We start from the raw sequence: 19,684 nt of genomic DNA on the forward strand, positions 1-19,684 counted from the left end.
CGACCGCCCGCCGGCTTTCGCGTCGCCCGGCAGGCGGCGCGAACCCGGTCGAGGCATCGTCGGCGCACCGTGTGCCCTGCGGAGCCGATCGAAGTTCCGGTCATCGAGCAGATCGCACAGCGGGCTGGCCGAACAGTAAGAGAGGCAGAACGTTTCGCAGAAGGATTGCGATCAGCGTGATCTTGAATCCCGGCCCCTGCTCGTCGATCTGCGGGGTTCGGTCAGGTCGTCGAGGATGTCCCGGCATCCGGGACGAAGTCGACGACAACGCCGTTACGGGCATGGTGCGGACCCGACTGCCATCCCTGTTACGACCCTTGCTTGCCGAGGGTCTCCGATGTGGATCGCGAAGGCGGCAACGGTGACGGCCCGGTTTACACCGGCCGGGTCCGAGTCATCGGGCCCGACGATTACCGACTGGACCGCAGCGCCGATATCGATGCCTTCTGGGCCGCCCAGCCGCAGACTCTGATCCATGGCGCCCCTCATCTGGGCAATCTCTTCTTCGAGAGTTCCGGCCCAGGATTCCTGGACTGGCAGATCGCGACTGCCGGGGCGGGTATCCGCGACATCGCCTACTTCGCCAACGCGTCGGTCGAACCGGATCTGCTGCGCACGATCGAACGTGGCCTCGTCGATCGTTATACGGCCGGGCTGAGCGCCGCGGGCGTTCATGCCGACGCTGATCGCATGTGGACCCTATATCGCGCAAGCATCACCGAGCTGTACCTCGCAGCCGTCTGCACCGCCGAAGCCGGCGCGCGCATGCAGCCGCTCGAGGTCTCCCGGGGCGGCGTCGAGCGAGCCGTCGCGGGCGCCGAAGCGCACGACAGTTTCGGAGTGCTGGCCGCACTCATCGACGACAAGCGGGTCCGACGCGTCGGCCGAGAACGTCCCGCAGTGGATCACCGTCGAACCCGATCGCGTTCAGCGCGACGCGCCGCGTACGCACCCGAACATCGCCCGATGCGGGACAGGGTCCGCGCTCACAGACGGGATCGATCGATGACCCACTCCTCCGCTCTCGACACCACCCGGCTGCGGCGTGTGTTCTCCAGCGCCCGCGCAGTGCTCCGACAGTACGTGCCGATGCTCGCGCGGCATGGATTCGCACATGGAAACCGAGGAGTGACCCGGCACGGCGTCACGTCGCACCCGCGCCGACCCGCTCAGCGATCAGTGCTCCTGATCGGGCCGCGCAACTAGCGGGCCACCGCGCGGAACCAGCCGGAATCGTACCGGCCGCCCTCGGCGTCGAAGACGGGCCGCAGTTCGTACCAGCGCAGGCCCGGGTGACGATGGTGCAGCCCATGCAGGTTGAAGCTCAGGGCCAGAACCTCCAGTGGCGCGGGCAGTTCCAGGTCGAGCGCCTCGAGCGGCTCGTCGAGATCGGTGCCGTAGTGATAGGCGTTGTCCGACAGCGAGACGATCACGCCGCGCCCGGCCAGCGCCGCGAGCAACATCCATCCGTGACTGCCGTAGGCGACGAACGCCGCGCCGTACAGCACCGTGATCACGGCCGTGTCGATGCGGAACCGACGGAACACCTCGGCCTGCGCGACGCGTCCGAGCAGCGGCCCCGCCACCGTGTCCGGCCTGTCCACCGCGCGGGCGAGCCGGCGCACCGCCGCGGCGGGCAGCGCCGCCAGCACGAGCGCCGCGACCTCGAGCAGATACAGCCCGCCGAACAGCCGCAGGTAGTACCCGGGCGCGGCTTTCGCCCAGCTGGACGTCGCTGGGTCGTAGACCTCGGCCCGCTCCCGCGTCCGGCTGTAGCGGTGGTGCAGCAGGTGACCGGCTTTGAGCAACGCGAACGGTGAACCGTACAGCACGGCGAGCACGCGTCCGTATCTATCGTTGAGCGAGCGCCGGTGGTGCAGGTTCCCGTGGACGGCCTCGTGGATCAGCGACCAGAATGTCGTCGTCAGCAGCGCCGACGGCAGCAGTGCCCATCCCCACGCGGGGTCCCGGGGCAACAGCAGCAGCGGCAGCGCGAAGAGCTGAAGAAGATTGAGCACGACCGCGCCCGCGGTCAACCATGATCCGATCCGCCGTCCATCGTCGCGCCGCTGCGCGCGAACAGCGTTGCCGGCGCGCCGTTCGGTCATCTCGCCCCCGGTCACCTCTCCGGTCTTCCTGCGGGAACCGAGCGTGCACGAGCAGCCCCACGAACACCCCTACGCGGGCTGTCGCATCGCTTACGTACGTGCGAAGAAACGGTGCCGTGACAGAACGGGTCGGCTGATGATGGCCGTCACGCTCGATCTCGAGGCACCCGGCCGATGTCGCCTCGAGCCCGGACGGCACCGAAATCCCCGTCGCGGCCTCGTCCATCGTTAGGAAGCGAATCGACCTAAGCTTTTTCTACCGTGGGATCCGTGATCGAAACAACGAAACACCCGCGCCCGAGCGGCGAGACCACGACCGCGCGCACCCTTTCGGTCGACCTCGTCGAGCAGTATCACCGCGACGGCTACGTCCATATTCCCCGTGTTCTCGGCGGTTCCGAGGTGGAGGAGTACCTGGCCGACGCCGGCACCCAATTGGACCGGCAGCGCCTTGTTTCCTGGAACGCGGCCGAAGGCGGGAACGTCATGGATTGGGTGCCCGAGCCGGAGAACGCCAGTGAGCTGATGCGCAGGCTCGCGCTGCATCCGGAGATCACCGGGATCGCCGAGCGTCTGGCCGGACAGCCACTGCGAATGTTCAAATCCGAACTGTTGCGTAAACACACCTCCGACAGCGCGCCTACACCGATGCACATCGATGCCCCCGCCTTTCCGATCGCCGCGGCCCCCGTGACCCTCACGGCATGGGTGGCCTTGGTCGACGTCCCGGTGCAGCGCGGGTGCCTGACCTTCATTCCGGGATCGCACCGGTGGCCCGAGGACGCGATCCCCACGGTCGGCGAGCCGTACGAAGCTCGACCGGAACTGCGCTGGTGGCCACACGTGACGGTCCCTGTGCGCGCGGGCGACTGCACCTTCCACGATGCGCGCCTGGTCCACTCGGCGGGCGCCAACTACACGGATATGGCGCGGATTTCGCTGGCCACGGTGTATATGGACGCCGAGGCGGTCTACCACCCCGACCCCGACGCGTGGTACCAGGACACGGTGCCGGATCGGGAACCGGGACAGCGACTCGACGGCGCCCGATATCCGCGAATCAGCTGAGGTCCGTGTCCGGGGCAGCGCGAACACCCAGCCGAACCGGGTGGAACGGCGGCTTCCGCATGCCGCCGTCCACGTCGTCGACAATCGTGGCCTGGCCGAGGCTCATCGGCGGCTGTCCGAGCATCCGGCCACAGCACCGCGCATCGGCGCGATGTCCCTGCTCATCGGCAGTTCCGGTGCTCGGCGCGTCGAGCCGTCAGCCGTCGACCCCTCGACTCGGTCACCTGCGAGTCCAGGCGCTTCGGCGCACCCGAAGTGGGGGCCGCCTGACATTCCGGCCGGTTGCGTCGTCGGAAGGTTGTGACACCTTCCGCAGAGCAGGAGTTCCGACCGTGATCAGAATCGGCATCATTCTCGGCAGTACCCGGCCCAACCGCAACGGTCCGCAGGTCGCTCAGTGGGTTCTGGACACGGCGTCGCGGCGCGGCGATGCCGAGTTCGAACTGATCGACCTGCGCGACCACCCGCTGCCGCATCTGGACGAGCCGGTGGCGCCGATGTTCGGCCCCTCCGTACATGAGCACACCCGCGCCTGGGCCGAGCGGATCGCCCCGTTGGACGGCTTCGTCATCGTGACCCCCGAGTACAACCACTCGGCCCCCGGAGTGCTGAAGAACGCCATCGACCACCTGTACGCCCAATGGGCCGACAAGGCGGTCGGATTCGTTTCCTACGGTGCCGGCGGCGGCGTCCGCGCGGTGGAGCATCTGCGGCTGGTCTGCAGCGCCCTGCGGATGGCCGATGTGAGCCACCAGGTCACGATCTCGGTGCTCACCGATTTCGAGAACTACACCACCTTCACACCGGGCGACCACCACACCACAGCCCTGCACACGCTGCTGGATCAGGTCATCGCATGGAGCGCCGCATTCGCGCCGCTGCGGCGGGCAAGCGCCGAACCCACTCTCGTCGATTCCTGAGGAGCCGATCATGCTGTCACCACACGACTTCCGGTCACTCGCCGACCGTGTCGAGATCGAAGCACTGCGCGGCGAATTCACCGACGCGGTGATGATGCGCGACTTCGATCGCCTGGCATCGCTGTTCACCGACGACGCGGTGCTGCGCATCCCCGACGCGGGTATCGAAGTCGCCGGCCGCGCCGAATTCCAGACCAAAGCACGGCTGATGCAAGACGCCTGGGACTATTTCATTCAGCACACCCATCCCGGTGCGATCCGAATCGACGGCGACACCGCGACCGGTCGCGCCCACATCTGTGAACTCGGGCGGTTGAAAAGCGGCAGCTCACATCTGAACTACGCGATCTACCACGATCGCTACCGGCGAACGACCGACGGCTGGAAGTTCACCGAACGGGTCTACGAGATCCGATACCTCGACAACTCGCCGCTACCGGGCTCACCGCCGGGAGAGAACGGTCTGGGTGTGGACGTATCCGCCGCGCGGCCGCACGGGTGATCGTGCGCTGTCCACGGGGCCGCCGCGACTACAGACAGCCCCGTGGACAGCGTCCCGTCCCGCCTGCCTCTCAGTCGACCGTCTCGTGCAGGACGAGCGCGGCGGCGTCGCCCATCGCGGAATACCCCGCGGGGCCGGGATGCAGGTGGTCTCCGCTGTCGAACTGCGCGGCGAGTACGTCCGGGTCCGCCGGGTCGGCGAGTGCGCGCTCGAAGTCGATGACGGCGTCGAATTCTCCGGAATGGCGTATCCAGGAGTTGACCTCGTCCCGGACCCGTTCGCCGCGCTCGCTGTAGTACGGGGCTCCGCGGTATGGGAGCAGGGTGCCGCCGAGGATGCGCAGTCCGTCGGCACGTGCCATCCGGATGAGCAGTCGGTACTCGGCGATCAGCTGGTCGGCCGTGATCTCGGGGTTCGGTCGCAGCCACGGCTCGGAGAGTTCACTGGCGCCGATGTCGTTGATACCCGAGAGCAGGATGACGGTGCCGATCCCGTCTTTGTCGAGTACGTCGCGACGGAATCGGGTGGCCGCGCGTTGGCCCAGGTAGTCGGAGTCCGAAACGATCCGGTTTCCACCTATGCCGGTGTTCAGCACTGCCCGGGGCTCGCTGTCGACCGCAAGGCGGTCGGCCAGGGCATCCGGGTACCGGTTGTCGGCGTCCACGCCGGCGCCCGCTCCGTCGGTGATGGAGTCGCCGAAGGTCACCACACCGCCGCGGTTCGGTGCGCCCCGGACTTCGATGTCGGCAAGGTAGTACCACGACTTGTCGGACTCGGTGAACGCCACCCCTTCGATGTCGGCGCTGTGATCGCCGTTCGCGCGGTAAGCGGTGGTGTTGCCGAGAGAGTGGAAGGTGGCCGGCCCGGTTGCCTCGCTCAGGTAGAGGGTCACGGTGATCGGCTGGCGGGCGTTGACCAGGAAATCGGTCGCGTCGCTGGCCAGTTCGTCTCCCTGCGGGATCACCGCGCCCGCTGCACCGCCGAAAGTCAGCGGGCGGACCGTGCCGGAGCGCACCGCTGCCCCCTTGGCGGTGTGCGCGATGGTGGCTGCCGCGATCCGCAGCGGTCGATCGCCGAAGAGATTGGTCATCGTGATTCGTACGGAGTCACCGGCGAGGGTAGGGCGCACGGTCTGGCGGATGGTCTGGTTGACGAAACCGTTTGTCGACCAATTGGGTCCCAGCACATCGACGTCGGCCATTTGCGCGGTGGACCAACTGTCGAGCCAGGCCTCGCGCTGGGCTCGGTCGGTGGCCTCGGTGTACAACGCTGTGCTGGTGATGGCCAGCAGCAGCGCGGCCAATGCCGAGAGCACGGCGGTTCGTATCTTTCGGAGGGTCATCGTCGCGCCCATCCTTCGGCGGTTTCCAACGATGCCTGCGACGCCGCTCGGACGAGGTCGAGCGTCATCTTGTCCGATGTCTCGTGGCTATCCGTGTCGCGGATTCCCGTCACGAACCGAACCGGGTCATGCCGGGAAATTGTCGGCACCGCCGGTTGTGGAAATTCTGTCAACGGACTTCCTCCGTGTCGCCGGGAACACCATCAAGGTGTGCTGATCGAAAGTTCTCGCCGAGGTCGCCGCCCTGGTGGCGCCGGCGCGAACCCCGCCTGTTCTTTGAGGACTCTACGGATCAGCCGCGAGCAGAAGAATGAGCGAAAAGCTCGGATTATTGTCTGAAACGCTCAAATCCCGGCCACCGCAGTGGCCGGGTCGTGCGCGGCGTGTCAGCTGATCAGGCGCCAGCGGCTATCGGCAGTTCGACCAGACCGGTGACGACGAGGTTCCGGGGCTGCTGCGGGAAACGCCGCGGACGCGACGACGGGATGAACCTGCCTATGCCGGGTGAGCCGCCACAGGGCTGCCATGCGGCACCAATCGACCGAACGGCATCTGCGGGGTGGGAGGCGCGGGCGGGATGAATCGCAGGATTTCGGGAAATCCCGGAAATCCACCGGGTATCGGGACCTCGACCGGAACATCGGGTGCGCCGCTGGACGACGGCTGCGCCCCCGCCGGTGCGGCGCCGAGTGCTGCCGCGGCGGCGAGAGTGGCAGCCGCGACTGTGATCGCTCGCCACGGCCTTCCTTGCGAGCGTCGATCAGGTCGAACATCGGCGTCGAACGCCATGATGCGGTCCTCCGATCTCCGTCGACCGGCCCGATGCGACCATCCGGTGGCGCGCGGATGTCACCGAGCCTCGAATTGATTCGAAACACCACGGTGCTATGTGTCGCTGGATCCGGCGGTCATGTTTCCGCATGCGATCGGAGGGACGCATCGGGACACACGAGCCAGGGAATAACGAAAAGATCACGAACGGTGTCGATAGGTGGTGGCATGGTCACCGACATCCCGGCGTACCCGCACGGCGCACTAGCACACCGCGGCGGCCGGTGGTCACCGGCCGCCGCCGGGACCCGTCAGGCTTTGGCCTGCGCCGACGAGCGAGCCGGATTGGCTTGCCCGGCCGCCTTGGGGTCGCGCTCACCCTGCTTCGCGCGCACACCCGCCTCGACGCGGTCACCGAGATGCTTGTCGACGTTGCGCCAATACTCGAAGGCCCGGTCGAGCACGGGCGCGGAAACTCCGTTCAGCAGGTGTCCGACGATGTTGTCGACCAGCCGCTGCCGCGCCGCGTCGTCGAGCACGTCACGGACCATGGTTCCCGCTTGGCCCCAATCGTCGTCGTCCTTGTGCAGTGTGTAGGCCGAGCGCACGAGTTCGCCGTCGGCGTACCAGGTCGCGGGCGGGCCCGCGACAGCGGGATCGGCGTGCGGGCCGCCCTTCGAGTTCGGCACGTAGACCGGGTCGCCGGGGTTGCGGTGGCGCATCGCGCCGTCCTTGCTGTACGACCGGACGGTAGTGGCGTGCGGCGTATTCACCGGCAGCTCTTTGTAATTCGCGCCGATACGGTACCGGTGGGCGTCCGGGTAGGAGAACCAGCGGGCCATCAGCATCTTGTCCGGGCTGGGGCCGGTGCCGGGCACCGAATTACTCGGCTCGAATGCCGCCTGTTCGATCTCGGTGTGGTAGTCCGCCGGGTTGCGATCGAGCGTCATCCTGCCGACATCGATGAGCGGATAGTCGCCGTGCGGCCACACCTTGGTGAGATCGAAGGGGTTGAACCGGTATGTCTTCGCCTCGTCGAACGGCATGATCTGCATCTTCAGCGTCCAGCTCGGATAGTTGCCGCCTTCGATCGACTCCCACAGGTCGCGGGTGTGGTAGTCGGTGTCCATCGCGGCCATCTGGTCGCCTTCGTCCTGGGTGAAGAACTCGATGCCCTGATCGGTCTTGAAGTGGTACTTGACCCAGAACCGTTCCCCGGCGGCGTTCACCCACATATAGGTATGGCTGGAGTAACCGTTCATATGCCGCCAGGTGCGCGGGATGCCGCGGTCACCCATCAACCAGGTGACCTGGTGCGCCGACTCGGGTGAGAGCGTCCAGAAGTCCCACTGCATGTCGTGGTCGCGCAGATTGTTGTCGGCGCGGCGCTTCTGGGACCGGATGAAGTCCTGGAATTTCATCGGATCGCGCACGAAGAAGATCGGCGTGTTGTTGGCGACCATGTCGAAATTGCCCTGCTCGGTGTAGAACTTCAGGGCGAACCCGCGCGGATCCCGCCAGGTATCGGGGCTGCCGCGCTCGCCGGCCACGGTGGAGAACCGGGCCAGCATCTCCGTCTTCTTGCCCGGCTGGAACACCTCGGCCATCGTGTATGCGCTCACGTCGTGGGTGACCTCGAAGACGCCGAACGCCCCACCGCCCTTCGCGTGCGGCTGACGTTCGGGCACCCGTTCCCGGTTGAACGCCGCCATCTTCTCGATCAGATACCAGTCCTGCAGCAGGATCGGCCCATCCGGCCCGACGGTCAGCGAATGCTCGTCGCTGGGGACCGGGATCCCGGCGTCGTCGGTGGTGTAGTTCGGAACGGACATCTCTCTCCTCTCCCACGAGCCGCGGGCGAGAGCCCGGCGACGAAACCGTCGGGCGAGCGGCACGAGATCTGTCGATCGACTTCCCAGGGACCTGTTCCTCAAACCACGGCTGACCGGCGCTCCTGCGCACCCGCGCCGGTCGGCGCGCCGGAGGCCGCGAAACGGCGTGCGATGCGGGCTGACCGGAATTCGGGCTCTGGTTGGGTAGATTCCCCGCGATGTCCAGAACCCCTACCACTTCCGGTGCGGACGACGTGACCGATGCCGCGCTCCCCGCCTCGATGGTCGGGCGCCGGTATCGCACCAGCGATCACTACGAGGTCGGTCGCGAGAAGATCCGCGAGTACGCCCGCGCGGTGCGCAACAACCACCCCGCGCACTGGTCGGAGGAGGCCGCCGCCGACCTCGGCTACCACAGCTTGCTCGCTCCCCCGACCTTCGGCGCGGTCCCCGGATATCTCGCCTACGCCGAGGTGTTCGACACGATCCTGCCCGGCTACGACCTGAGCCGCACCATCCAGACCGATCAGATGATCGAATTTCATCGCCCGCTCCTGGCCGGCGACCGCATCCGGTTCGAGATGTGCCTGGATTCGTTCCGGCACGCCTTCGGCGGCGACCTCATCGGACTGCGCCAAACCATCCTGGACCAGCACGACCGGCCGGTCCTCACGTCTCGGACCAGCCTGGTCGGGCGCGATGACGAGGCTCTCCCGCCGTGGTTCGACGCGGTCGTCATGCACGGCGCACGCCAGGAAGCGCGAAACGCGCGCCGCGCGCCGGCCCCGCGCTACGTGGGACACGGCATCGAGTCCGTGAGCCAGGCGCAGCCCGTACCGGCGAGCCCGTGGGTGCGGCGCTTCGACGAGGTAACTGCCTGGGCGGAGCTTCCGCCACGCACACTCACGGTCAGGCGGGGCGATCTGGTCAACTACGCCGGAGTGTCGGGAGACCCGAACCCCATCCATTGGAGCACCGAGACAGCCGCACGGATGGGCATGGAAACCGTTGTCGCCCAGGGCATGTTCACCATCGGGCTCAGTGTGGATCTACTCACCTCGTGGCTGGGCGATCCCACCGCCCTGCGCTCCTACAACGTGCGCCTGACCAATCCCGTCCACGTCGGCGTCACCGGCGGCCGGATCGAGTTCTCCGGCCGGGTGAAACGCATGGACGCGGACACGCGCAGCGCCACCATCGCGATCACCGCCGAGCACGACGGGCGCAAAATCTTCGGTCGCGCGGTGGCGGAGGTCGTCCTCGCGTGATCGCACCATCCGCTCGCGCCGCCGGAATCGGTGTGTTTGATCCGGAGGAGCCGGGGCACCTTGGAGGCGGAGCGCGCGCCCGCCGGAAGCCGCGGACGCGATCTCGGCACCCGATCGAGCGGGCAACGGGCCCGCTCGCACCCGAAAGGACCGGTATCTGTCGTGGTTGTGCTTCTTGCTGTGATCGGCTCGGCCTCCCTTGCCGTCATCGCGGTCCATGCCACGGTCGTCGCACGCAGCTTGGCGGAACTTCGCTCCCCGCGCCGCGAGGGCGCAGTGCGGGACGAGCGGCCCACCGCGCGGCTCACCGGCACAACGGTCTGACTCCCGCCGCCGTTCCCCCGGCCTCCGCGCTCGCGCAGGTCAACACCGTCATGTCTCGGTCGGATAGCGGATCGGATACGATCTTGGCTGCCTCGCGGTCCAGCAAAAGGCCGCGGAGACAGTCGGCGTGCGCTCGTGCCGCCCTTTGGTGATCGGAGGCCGGGTTGTCGGTGTTCGCCGACGACGGCAGTGGCGCTGCCATTCGTTCCACCGCGACTGGACCCGCGACCGGTGGTGTCCGTGCGGCGTGACGGGACGGAAGACGATCCCGAGCTGATCGTGGACGCGGATTGGCCCTGGCAGCAACCTTCGGTGCTGCTGATCGAGGACGATCCCGGCGACGCGCTGCTGGTGGAGGAACTGGTCTCCGACGGCGCGCCCGGCCTGCAACTGCACTGGGTCCGGTCGCTGGCGGAGGCCGCCGAGCATCTGTCCGCGGCCGAACCCGACTGCGTGCTGCTGGACCTGCATCTGCCCGACGCCCAAGGGCTCGAGGCGGTGGATCGCATCCGCCAGCACACCGACCAGGTCGCGATCGTGGTGATGACCGGGCTCGATCAGGAGCAGACCGGTTTGGCCGCAGTCGCGGCCGGAGCCCAGGACTATCTGGTCAAAGGCCGGGTCGAGCCCGAACTGTTCGGGCGCGCGGTGCGCTACGCGATCCAGCGCAAGCAGGCCGAGCGCACCAGCGCCGCACTGCAGGCGAGCAATATGCGCGCGCAGGAGAACGCGCGGCTGGAACGCGGTCTGCTGCCCACCCCACTCCTGCGTGGACACAGAGTCGTCGACGTCGTGGCGCGTTACCGTCCCGGCCGGGCCCATTCCCTGCTCGGCGGCGATTTCTACGACGTGGTGCAAGACGCGGACGGCACCGTGCACGCCGTCATCGGTGACGTGTCCGGACACGGCCCGGACGAGGCGGCGACCGGTGTGGCGTTGCGCCTGGCTTGGCGCACCCTGGTGCTGAGCGGAGTGACCGGGGAGCGGCAACTCCGGCTGCTCGAACAGGTTTTGCTCGCCGAACGCACCGGCAGGCAGACCTTCGCGACGGTCACCAGCCTGATGTTGCATCCGGGCGATCGCCGCGCTCAGGTGCTGCGAGCCGGGCACCCCGGGATGCTGCTGCGCTCGGCCACCGAGTTGGCCTGGGTCGAGGTGCCCGGCGGGCCGGCTCTCGGCTTTCTGCCCGGTCGCGCCGAGTGGCCCGTCCAGGAACTCGACCTGCCGCTGGGTTCCGGGCTGATGGTGTTCACCGACGGCTTGTTCGAGGGACGAGTCGGGACCGATCAGGAACGCCTCGGCGAGCAGGGGCTGATGGAGGTCGCCCGCGCGGTCCGAGCCGCGGACCCGAACTGGTTCGTCGATGAGCTGATCGGCCGCGTCGAGGGGCTGGCGGGCGCGTCCGGGGGTTTGGACGACGATGTCGCGATCTTGTACCTCGGGTGGAATCGCGACCGGCAAGGACAGGACCAGAACTGATGACGACGAAGACCGGCCGGCCGCCGCTGAGCGCGCGGCTGACCGCCCAAGCCTGGTTCCAGCTGGTGCTGGCCGCGATGGTGCTGGTGGTGATCATCGGCACCGTGGCGGGCGCCCAGGTGATCGCGCACACCAACCGCGTGACCGATCGGCTGCTGGACAACTCGCTGCCCGCGGCGGCCGAGGCCTACCGGTTGCAGAGCGCGCTGGTGGATCAGGAGACCGGCCTGCGCGGCTACGCCATCACCGCGGACCCGCAGTTCCTGCAACCCTACAGCGACGGCACCCGCGACGAGGCGCAGTCCGTCGCCCGCCTGCGGGAGCTGCTGGCCGACCGGCAACCCTTGCTCGAAGAACTCGACGCCCTGGAGCGCGCCGCACAGCGATGGCGCATCGACTACGCCGAACCGCTGGTCGCGGCGTTGGCCTCCGGATCGGCCCGCGGCGTCGATCCCGCCGTCCCGGCACGCGGTAAACCGCTCTTCGATGAACTCCGGATGCGCTTCGAAGCCCAGAACAGCAACCTCACGGCGGCCATCGCGCACGACGAAGAACAGCTCACGCACACCCGCAAGGTCCGGGACGCGGTGCTGGCCGGGATGGTCGTCGCGTTCCTGTTGACCGGCGTACTGCTGACCGTGTTGATCCGGCGTTTGATCGCCCGTCCCCTCGGTTCCTTGACCGACGCGTCGCTTCGCGTCGCGGGCGGCGACTTCGACCATCACATCGACGTGCACGGCCCGGCCGATCTCGCGACCGTCGCGAACGCGGTCGAGAGCATGCGCCGCCGCATCGTCACCGAGCTGAGTTCCTCACGCGCCAAGGAAGCCGTACTCGCCGAGCAGAAGACCGATCTGGATCTCCAGGCCGAGGAACTGCGCCGGTCCAACACCGAGCTGGAGCAGTTCGCCTACGTCGCCTCCCATGACCTGCAGGAGCCGCTGCGCAAGGTGGCGTCGTTCTGCCAACTGCTGGAGAAGCGGTACGGCGACCAGCTCGACGAGCGGGGCAAGCAGTACATCGACTTCGCCGTCGACGGCGCCAAGCGGATGCAGGTGCTGATCAACGATCTGCTCACGTTCTCCCGCGTGGGCCGGATCACCGACCGCACCGAACCCACCGGCCTGGGCCAGTCCCTGGACAAGGCGCTGACCAATCTGTCCAACGCGATCGATGACACCGGCGCCGTCATCCGGCGACCGGACGACCTGCCCGAGATCATCGGCGATCCGACATTGCTGACGATGCTCTGGCAGAACCTGGTCGCCAACGCCATCAAGTTCCGCGCGCCCGAGCGCGCACCGGAGCTCGAGATCACCTGCGCACCGACCGACGACAGCAGCGGCTGGCTGCTGTCTGTCACCGACAACGGCATCGGGATCGCGCCCGAATTCGCCGAGAAGGTGTTCGTCATCTTCCAGCGGCTGCACAATCGGGAGGAGTACAGCGGAACCGGCATCGGGCTGGCCGTCTGCAAGAAGATCGTGGAGTATCACGGCGGCCGGATCTGGATCGACACCGACTACACGGCCGGCACTCGCTTCTGCTTCACCCTGCGCGCCGCCGACGCCGACCTCAGCGCCGGTACCGCCGACGCCCCCGTCCACGAAGGAGCCCCCGCATGACCACTTCCGGCCAGCCCATCGACATCCTGCTCGTCGAAGACGATCCGGGCGACGAGCTGATGACGCGAGAGGCGTTCGAGGACAACAAGATCGGCAACAACCTGCACGTCGCCAGAGACGGCGAGGAGGCGCTGGACTTCCTCTACCGCCAGGGCGAGTACGCGGACGCGCCGCGACCGGACCTGATTCTGCTCGACCTCAATCTGCCCAAGTACGACGGCAGGCAGGTGCTGGAGAAGATCAAAGCCGACCCCGACCTGTCGCACATCCCGGTGGTCGTGCTGACCACCTCCGCGGCCGAAGAGGACATACTCCGCAGCTATCGGTTGCACGCCAACGCGTATGTCACCAAGCCGGTCGACCTCGACCAGTTCGTCGCCGCCATCAAGCAGATCGATGACTTCTTCGTCCAGGTCGTCCGGCTGCCGCCGCACAAGCAGTAGCCGCGTTCCCCCCGCTGTGCCGATCTGCGGCACAGCCGTTTACGGTGTCCACGAGACCTCGGATGACCGGGTTCTCACCGGCGGCACCGCGGGGATGAATGGGGAATGATCACTTGGGTATAGCTTCGGGGAATATGGCACACGCACGGCGAACACGACAGCCGAGCCCGACGACGGCCCACGTGCTCGGCGTGGCGCGAGTACAGCGCACCGATCCCCGACAGGGAGGTAACGAGGTGACGGCGCATCGACGCCCTCGACACGAGACGACGACGAGATGGCCTCTCCGCGACAGACACACCCGGACCGCGGCTGGTACGCGCCCGTGAGCGCGGGCGACCGGGTCCCGCTACCCAACGCCGTGACGCCGCTGGACATGGATTTTCCCGCCGAGGCGGAGCAATTGGCAACCGTCCGGCACACCCTCCAGGAATGGCTGGCCGCCAGTGGGATGGCGCCCGGCCCGGCCTACGACGTGCTGCTGGCCGTCGGCGAGGCCTGCACCAACGCCGTCGAGCACGGCCATCGCGGCGACGGCGGCGTGGTCCGCTTGCGGGCGTCGATCGACGGCGACGAACTCCGGGTGACCATTTCCGACAGCGGCCGCTGGAAACCGCCCGATCCGCACGCCGCCGATTCACTGCGCGGGCGCGGCATGCAGCTGATCCGCGCGCTCATCCCGGACGTCAGCGTGACCACCGGCGATTCCGGCACTGTGGTCGATCTGCGCGCACGCTTCACGGAATGATCGCGCGCCTACGGCTTGCCGTGCGGCTGGTCGCGCGCGTCCCGTAGCCGGACGTTGTCCGCTTGCAGCCGGTCATTGTCCGCGTAGAGCCGGTCGTTGTCCGCGTGCAGGTCGGCATTCGCGTCTTCCAGGTCGAGAATGCGGCGAATCCCCGCGAGATTGACCCCGTCGCGACCAAGTCGGTGATACGCCGCAGGCGAGCCAGATCGTTGCCGCTGTAGCGGCGGGTGCCCCCGTCGCTGCGGGCGGGAGTCAACAACCCGTGGCGCTCGTACAGCCTGAGCGTCTGCACGCCGATTCCAGCCAGCCCGGCAGCGACCGAAATCCCGTAGACCGCCTGGCCGGGATCCGGCAGATGCCCCGAGTAGCCCCTCTCCTGCGCCATCCATCCTCACTTCATGTTGACCAACAGATTTCCTAGTTTAGCGTCTTGCACTCAACTCCTCTCGATGCTATAAAAAATCTATGCCGGATAACAGAGGTTATCTGAGGTCCCTACTATGGAGAATGGAGTGAGTTGGAGGTGGCGACCATGCTGATGCGCACCGATCCGTTCCGCGATCTGGACCGTCTGACGCAGCAGGTGTTCGGCACGAAGGCACATCCTGCGGTGATGCCGATGGACGCCTGGCGCGCGGGCGAGGAATTCGTCGTGGAGTTCGATCTGCCCGGTATCGACCCCGAGTCCCTGGACCTGGACATCGAGCGCAATGTGGTGACGGTGCGCGCGCGTCGTCCCGAACTCGACTCGGGACGCGAGATGATCGCCGCGGAACGCTCCCGCGGCGTGTTCAGCCGTCAGCTGTTCCTGGGCGAGAACCTCGACACCGACAAGATCCGTGCCGAGTACACCGATGGCGTCCTCCGACTGACCATTCCGGTCGCGGAGAAGGCCAAGCCGCGCAAGATCGAGATCGGTCGCGGCAACGGACACAAGGCGATCGACGCCTGACCGACCGCATACGAACGCTACCGGAACCGAGAAGTGAGGTGATGGCGTATCGAGCGATGGCGCGACAGCTCTGCGACAAGTGTCATATCACCCTTTTCGGGCGGGCCCGGAGTTCCGGGCCCGCACTGGGCTGGAACGCGAAAGGCGTTACCGCACAAGACTTACTCGCCAACGGAAACCTGATGGAGCGACCGATCATGGCACGCATCGAACCACGCGACCCCCTGCTCGCACCGGCCGAGCCCGGATCCGGGAATTCGTCCGAGACCGCGGTCATCTGGCCCGACCCCAGCCCGCTGGACGCCTGGTGGCGCCGGATCATGCACCCCGATCCGCTGCGCCGCGACGCCGCCTGACCGCCGATCCTTACCGTGACCGACCAGCCCCACCACCGCACCGCGGCGAATTTCTGGCGCCGCGGCACGGTGGTCTGGTTCAACATCGAGAAGGGCTTCGGGTTCCTGCAACCCGCGGACGACCCCACTCCGGTCTTCGTCGAGTACACCAGCATCGAGACCAGCGGGTACAAGTCGCTGTACGCAGGCCAGCCCGTGCTATTCACCGCCACCTTGCGCAAGCGCGGCCCCGAAGCCACGGCGGTGCGCCCACTGCTTCCCCGCACTTGACACAGCCGACGATGCGGCCGTCGCGGTCATCCGGCAGCCCCCGGCGTGCTTTTCATCCATGGCGGCGGATACGTCCTGGGCACGGCATCGCTCGGCGATCATTTCTGCCGCCGCGTCGCCGCGCGGCTCGGGGCGGTCGCCGCGGCGGTGGAATACCGGCGGGCGCCACGGCATCGGTTCCCCGCGCCCCTCTAGGACTGCTACGCCGCGCTGCGCTGGCCGCCCAGCCCGACGTCGACGCCGAACGCATCGCGATCGTCGGGGAGAGCGCCGGCGGAGGCCTCGGTGCCGTCCTCGCGCTGCTGGCTGGCGAACGTGCCGAGGTGCGCCCGGTCCTGCAGGCGCTGTCCTACCCGATGCTGGATGACCGGACCGCCGAGCGCACCGACATCGACCCGCGGCGGCTGCGTATGTGGAGCCAGCGGCACAATAGGCTTGGATGGCGCGCCTACCTCGGCCCGGTCGCAAACGGCCCGGTTCCACCGTTGGCCGCACCGGCCCGCTACGTGGATCTGTCGGCGGCGCCGTCCGCCTGGATCGGCGTCGGCACCAACGACTTGTTCTACGACGAGAACATCGCCTACGCCGACCGGCTACGGCAGGCGGGTGTTCCCTGCACCCTGCACGAGGTGCGCGGCGGCTACCACGGCTTCGAGCTGATCGAGCACCGAGCGCCCGTCTCGCGGGCCTTCTCGCGAGCCCGGATGACGGCGCTGGACGAAGCGCTCAACGGGAAGGGCCGTACCGCCGGTTGAGGAAAAATAGGTATACCTGCGGCCGATCGGCCGTCGCGGGCCGGACTGCGGGCACGAGAGGCTGACGTGGTTGATTTCGACAGCACGAGCACACCCAGGCGGCTGCTTCTATGTACCAGTACAACCCGATGCACACTCGAAACGTCGGTGACGCCCCCGCCGGCGGTGCGGCGACAACGTTGATGATCCGTCGTTGCGGGCGCTGTGACAGACTGCTGGCGCCGCTGTTCGACGCGTGTTCGTACTGCCGGTCCGCCGACCTCGAATGGGTGCCCGCCTCCGGCGGCGGGTCGATCGTGTCGTGGCGGGTGTTGCGCTGCTCCGCGCACCCGCGCGACGAGACGAAACGATCCACGATCGCGATCGTCGAACTCGACGAGGGTCCGTGGTTGTACACGACGATCCACGGCGAACTACCGCCGTCCTCCGCGGCGCCGGTCCGGGTGCGATTCCGAGCATGTCCCCGCGACGACAGGTTCCCGGTCTTCGCGGTCAGCGCCGATCCGAGTACCTCCGACACCGCCGCTCGACCAGCATGAGAGGCGGCCACGAGCCGAGTCGACTCATCGAGCCACGGTCGAGACTTCGCCGGCGCAGCGGCGAGGAATCTCCGGAATCGCCGATCGCTCTAGGCGCCGCTTCTTTCATGTTCTTTCATGGTGGCACCGGATCCGGACGTGCAGCTGCCGCCGTGGCTGAGCGTCGAGCTGCCGCCCACCGCCGAGCAGCTGCCCCTATGGCTGGCCGATCGAGCCGGCTGTGAGCGCGTCACCCCCGGAAGGGTGGTACTCCCGCGGTCGACGGAGGGGTTGAACGCCTCCGACACCATCAACGGCGGCCTGATCGCGCTGGCCGCCGAGGAGGCCGTGCTCTCGCTCACCCCCGGCGACAGCCTCGGTTTCCTCGGCCTGCGCTACCTGCTCGCCGCGCCGGTGGGTCCGGTGATCGCCGAGGCCCGAGTTTCGTTGTTTCGCAGGAACGGCCCTGCGGTAGCTGCTGACCAAGCGCGGGCACGCGCCCGATATCGTGCAAGGCGCCGATCGCAGAAAAGGATTCCGTATGACCGAATTTGGTGATTTCGACGCGTTGCGCGCCGCGGTGGGCACCGTGCTCGGGCCCGGAGAGTGGATCGAGATCGACCAGCAGCGCATCGATCTGTTCGCCGAGGCGACCGGTGACCACCAGTGGATCCACGTCGATCCAGGCCGCGCCGCGGACGGTCCGTACGGGGCCACGATCGCGCACGGATTCCTCACCCTGGCGCTGCTCGCTCCGATCAGCCAGCAACTTATGACGGTGGGTTCGGCCCGGATAGCGATCAACTACGGGTTGAACAAGGTGCGTTTCGTGAGCCCGGTCCGGGTCGGCAGCCGGGTGCGCGGCACCGTCACACTCACCGCCGTCACCGACGTGCCCGGCGGGGTCCAGGCCGAACGCACCGTGACGATCACCGCCGAGGGCGCGGACAAGCCAGCCTGCGTCGCGGAGCACGTGGTCAGGTACCTGGCCTGAGCGGCACATGCTGATCCGCAACGCCACGCTTTCCGGCAGCCGCACACCGACGTGCGCTGGCACGCCGGGCGGTCATCGCCTGCGGCAACGAGTTGCGTCCGCTGCCCGGCGAGGACGAGCACAGGCGACGACCGGCCGGACAGCGGTCCCCGCGACCGGCGCGACCCGGGGGTTCCCACCTGAGGACTCAGCTGCTATACATTAGGGGAGGCTTACCTCGTTAGTCGAGGCTAACCTCAGTGAAAACTTGACCCTGGTGAGGCTTCATGTACGTGTGCATCTGTAACGCAGTGTCCGAAGGTGACGTGCACCGCTGCGTTTCGGCCGGCGCCGACAGCATCCGCCAGGTGAAGAACGCCTGCGGCTGGAAGCCGGGCTGTGGCAGTTGCACGGCGCGTTTGGCCGAGGTGCTCGGCCGGGCTCGCGCATCGGCCGAGGCACAACCGTCGGCCGCCTGATACGACACACCAGGCGGTCTATCCGCCGCTGCGCACAATTTGTGCCACGATCGCAGCTATGGACGGCGACAACGACATCGTGGCGCTGCTCAACGAGCAGCTGACGGCCGAACTCACGGCGATAAACCAGTACTTCCTGCACGCGAAGATGCAGGAGAACTGGGGTTTCACCAAGCTGGCGCGGCACACTCGGCACGAGTCCATCGATGAGATGAAACATGCCGAGCTCCTCACCGACCGCATCCTCTTCCTGGATGGGTTGCCCAACTATCAGAAGCTCAACGCGCTGCGCATCGGGCAGACCGTGCCGGAGCAACTGCGCGCCGATCTGGAGATCGAGATGGAGGCGGTCGACCGGCTCCGGCGGGGCATCGAGCTGATGCGTTCGCGCGGCGACGTGACCTCGGCTCGCATCTTCGAGCACATTCTCGAAGACGAAGAGAAGCACGTCGACTACCTGGAGACCGAACTCGATCTGGTGGAGAAGCTGGGCGAGCCGCTGTACCTCCAGCGCTTCACCGAGACTCCGGACGACTGATCCGGTATTCCGGTACGCCTGCCGGAGGCGGCCCGGCGATACGCTCCGGCGCCGATTACGCCGAGGCGTATCGCCGGGCCAGTCGCTTCCGAGGCTCGGTGGGCGTCCCGAAGAGGGACCGATCGAGCGTGGCTCGCTTGATGTACGTGTGGATTCCACTATCCCGTCCCAGAGGTACCCATGCCGCCGTGTGGTTGCATGGCTTTCCCCGCCACCCGCACGGCTGTGTCGGTGGTGAACGCTTTGACCATCGACGCCGCGACGCCCGCATCCGGCGCGAATCCGGCCTCGGCTCGGACGGCCGCCGCCACCAGCTTCCGGGCCACCGATATCTGCACCAGAATGTCCGCGCAGGCGCGTTTGACGGCCTGGAAGGAACCGATCGGGCGGCCGAACTACTCGCGCACGGGGGC

General features: G+C 67.5%; 23 protein-coding genes and 2 pseudogenes. 20 read left to right on the plus strand and 5 right to left on the minus strand.

Annotation, left to right across the window (positions count from 1 at the left end):
• Positions 1 to 339 precede the first annotated feature (339 nt).
• Positions 340 to 1,206: a phosphotransferase gene (locus tag M8859_RS06015; RefSeq protein ID WP_249643963.1), complete on the plus strand. Its 867-nt coding sequence runs from the start codon at positions 340 to 342 to the stop codon at positions 1,204 to 1,206.
• Here M8859_RS06015 and M8859_RS06020 read toward each other — a convergent pair.
• A complete protein-coding gene (locus tag M8859_RS06020) occupies positions 1,203 to 2,108 on the minus strand; it encodes a fatty acid desaturase family protein (protein WP_195071164.1) in 906 nt (301 codons plus the stop codon). The two genes, M8859_RS06015 and M8859_RS06020, sit on opposite strands and share 4 nt — an antisense overlap.
• 270 nt (positions 2,109 to 2,378) lie before the next feature.
• On the opposite strand from M8859_RS06020, the gene M8859_RS06025 reads away from it, so the two are divergent.
• The 3 genes from M8859_RS06025 (at position 2,379) to M8859_RS06035 (ending at position 4,598) form a co-directional block, all read left to right on the plus strand.
• Positions 2,379 to 3,176 (plus strand): phytanoyl-CoA dioxygenase family protein, encoded by a 798-nt coding sequence (locus M8859_RS06025; protein WP_195071165.1) that lies wholly within the window; start codon positions 2,379 to 2,381, stop codon positions 3,174 to 3,176.
• 332 nt (positions 3,177 to 3,508) lie between these two features.
• Positions 3,509 to 4,096, plus strand: a complete 588-nt coding sequence (locus M8859_RS06030) for an NADPH-dependent FMN reductase (protein WP_159925255.1) — start codon at positions 3,509 to 3,511, stop codon at positions 4,094 to 4,096.
• Between the two features lie 10 nt (positions 4,097 to 4,106).
• Entirely contained in the window at positions 4,107 to 4,598 is a 492-nt protein-coding gene (locus M8859_RS06035; protein ID WP_195071166.1) for a nuclear transport factor 2 family protein, read from the plus strand.
• Between the two features lie 70 nt (positions 4,599 to 4,668).
• Here the strand turns inward: M8859_RS06035 and M8859_RS06040 are convergent, their stop codons facing one another.
• Complete coding sequence (locus M8859_RS06040; RefSeq protein ID WP_249643964.1) at positions 4,669 to 5,940, minus strand: SGNH/GDSL hydrolase family protein; 1,272 nt, start codon at positions 5,938 to 5,940, stop codon at positions 4,669 to 4,671.
• 1,082 nt (positions 5,941 to 7,022) lie between these two features.
• Entirely contained in the window at positions 7,023 to 8,543 is a 1,521-nt protein-coding gene (locus M8859_RS06045; RefSeq protein ID WP_159925261.1) for a catalase, read from the minus strand.
• A 218-nt stretch (positions 8,544 to 8,761) separates the two neighbouring features.
• Between M8859_RS06045 and M8859_RS06050 the strand changes: the two genes are divergently transcribed.
• The 6 genes from M8859_RS06050 (at position 8,762) to M8859_RS06075 (ending at position 14,430) form a co-directional block, all read left to right on the plus strand.
• Positions 8,762 to 9,811, plus strand: a complete 1,050-nt coding sequence (locus tag M8859_RS06050) for a fused (3R)-hydroxyacyl-ACP dehydratase subunits HadA/HadB (RefSeq protein WP_249643965.1) — start codon at positions 8,762 to 8,764, stop codon at positions 9,809 to 9,811.
• A gap of 162 nt (positions 9,812 to 9,973) precedes the next feature.
• A complete protein-coding gene (locus M8859_RS06055) occupies positions 9,974 to 10,135 on the plus strand; it encodes a hypothetical protein (RefSeq protein WP_195071169.1) in 162 nt (53 codons plus the stop codon).
• Between the two features lie 240 nt (positions 10,136 to 10,375).
• Complete coding sequence (locus tag M8859_RS06060; RefSeq protein ID WP_249643966.1) at positions 10,376 to 11,614, plus strand: PP2C family protein-serine/threonine phosphatase; 1,239 nt, start codon at positions 10,376 to 10,378, stop codon at positions 11,612 to 11,614.
• Positions 11,614 to 13,239, plus strand: a complete 1,626-nt coding sequence (locus M8859_RS06065) for a sensor histidine kinase (protein ID WP_159925267.1) — start codon at positions 11,614 to 11,616, stop codon at positions 13,237 to 13,239. The genes M8859_RS06060 and M8859_RS06065 overlap by 1 nt, the downstream gene beginning before the upstream one ends.
• Positions 13,236 to 13,682 carry a response regulator gene (locus M8859_RS06070; RefSeq protein ID WP_159925269.1) on the plus strand — a complete coding sequence of 149 codons (447 nt, stop codon included), beginning with the start codon at positions 13,236 to 13,238 and terminating at the stop codon, positions 13,680 to 13,682. The genes M8859_RS06065 and M8859_RS06070 overlap by 4 nt, the downstream gene beginning before the upstream one ends.
• A gap of 277 nt (positions 13,683 to 13,959) precedes the next feature.
• Positions 13,960 to 14,430, plus strand: coding sequence for an ATP-binding protein (locus M8859_RS06075; RefSeq protein WP_159925271.1), 471 nt, complete (start codon positions 13,960 to 13,962; stop codon positions 14,428 to 14,430).
• A gap of 8 nt (positions 14,431 to 14,438) precedes the next feature.
• Here the strand turns inward: M8859_RS06075 and M8859_RS06080 are convergent.
• A pseudogene (locus M8859_RS06080) lies at positions 14,439 to 14,815 on the minus strand (MerR family transcriptional regulator).
• A gap of 147 nt (positions 14,816 to 14,962) precedes the next feature.
• On the opposite strand from M8859_RS06080, the gene M8859_RS06085 reads away from it, so the two are divergent.
• From M8859_RS06085 to bfr, 10 genes are all read left to right on the plus strand, one after another.
• On the plus strand, positions 14,963 to 15,382 hold the full coding sequence (locus M8859_RS06085) for an Hsp20/alpha crystallin family protein (protein WP_159925275.1): 420 nt from the start codon (positions 14,963 to 14,965) through the stop codon (positions 15,380 to 15,382).
• A 197-nt stretch (positions 15,383 to 15,579) separates the two neighbouring features.
• On the plus strand, positions 15,580 to 15,738 hold the full coding sequence (locus M8859_RS06090) for a hypothetical protein (RefSeq protein ID WP_159925277.1): 159 nt from the start codon (positions 15,580 to 15,582) through the stop codon (positions 15,736 to 15,738).
• Between the two features lie 15 nt (positions 15,739 to 15,753).
• A complete protein-coding gene (locus M8859_RS06095) occupies positions 15,754 to 16,008 on the plus strand; it encodes a cold-shock protein (RefSeq protein WP_159925279.1) in 255 nt (84 codons plus the stop codon).
• A gap of 45 nt (positions 16,009 to 16,053) precedes the next feature.
• Positions 16,054 to 16,203 carry an alpha/beta hydrolase fold domain-containing protein gene (locus tag M8859_RS37540; protein ID WP_195071213.1) on the plus strand — a complete coding sequence of 50 codons (150 nt, stop codon included), beginning with the start codon at positions 16,054 to 16,056 and terminating at the stop codon, positions 16,201 to 16,203.
• Positions 16,204 to 16,262: 59 nt separating this feature from the next.
• Positions 16,263 to 16,763 (plus strand): alpha/beta hydrolase fold domain-containing protein, encoded by a 501-nt coding sequence (locus tag M8859_RS06100; RefSeq protein ID WP_372492872.1) that lies wholly within the window; start codon positions 16,263 to 16,265, stop codon positions 16,761 to 16,763.
• A gap of 128 nt (positions 16,764 to 16,891) precedes the next feature.
• The gene (locus M8859_RS06105) at positions 16,892 to 17,302 is read left to right on the plus strand and encodes a Zn-ribbon domain-containing OB-fold protein (RefSeq protein ID WP_159925283.1); all 411 of its coding nucleotides are present in this window, start codon (positions 16,892 to 16,894) and stop codon (positions 17,300 to 17,302) included.
• Between the two features lie 117 nt (positions 17,303 to 17,419).
• A complete protein-coding gene (locus M8859_RS06110; RefSeq protein ID WP_195071170.1) occupies positions 17,420 to 17,839 on the plus strand; it encodes a hotdog family protein in 420 nt (139 codons plus the stop codon).
• A complete protein-coding gene (locus tag M8859_RS06115; protein ID WP_159925285.1) occupies positions 17,823 to 18,275 on the plus strand; it encodes a MaoC family dehydratase in 453 nt (150 codons plus the stop codon). Before M8859_RS06110 ends, M8859_RS06115 begins: the two co-directional genes overlap by 17 nt.
• Positions 18,276 to 18,541: 266 nt before the next feature.
• A complete protein-coding gene (locus tag M8859_RS06120; protein WP_159925287.1) occupies positions 18,542 to 18,733 on the plus strand; it encodes a (2Fe-2S)-binding protein in 192 nt (63 codons plus the stop codon).
• Between the two features lie 58 nt (positions 18,734 to 18,791).
• On the plus strand, positions 18,792 to 19,271 hold the full coding sequence (gene bfr / locus M8859_RS06125) for a bacterioferritin (protein WP_159925289.1): 480 nt from the start codon (positions 18,792 to 18,794) through the stop codon (positions 19,269 to 19,271).
• A 55-nt stretch (positions 19,272 to 19,326) separates the two neighbouring features.
• Here bfr and M8859_RS06130 read toward each other — a convergent pair.
• Positions 19,327 to 19,666: pseudogene (locus tag M8859_RS06130) on the minus strand (acyl-CoA dehydrogenase family protein); the annotation flags it as partial.
• Between the last annotated feature and the right edge of the window lie 18 nt (positions 19,667 to 19,684).

This window comes from Nocardia sputi (genome assembly GCF_023501985.1).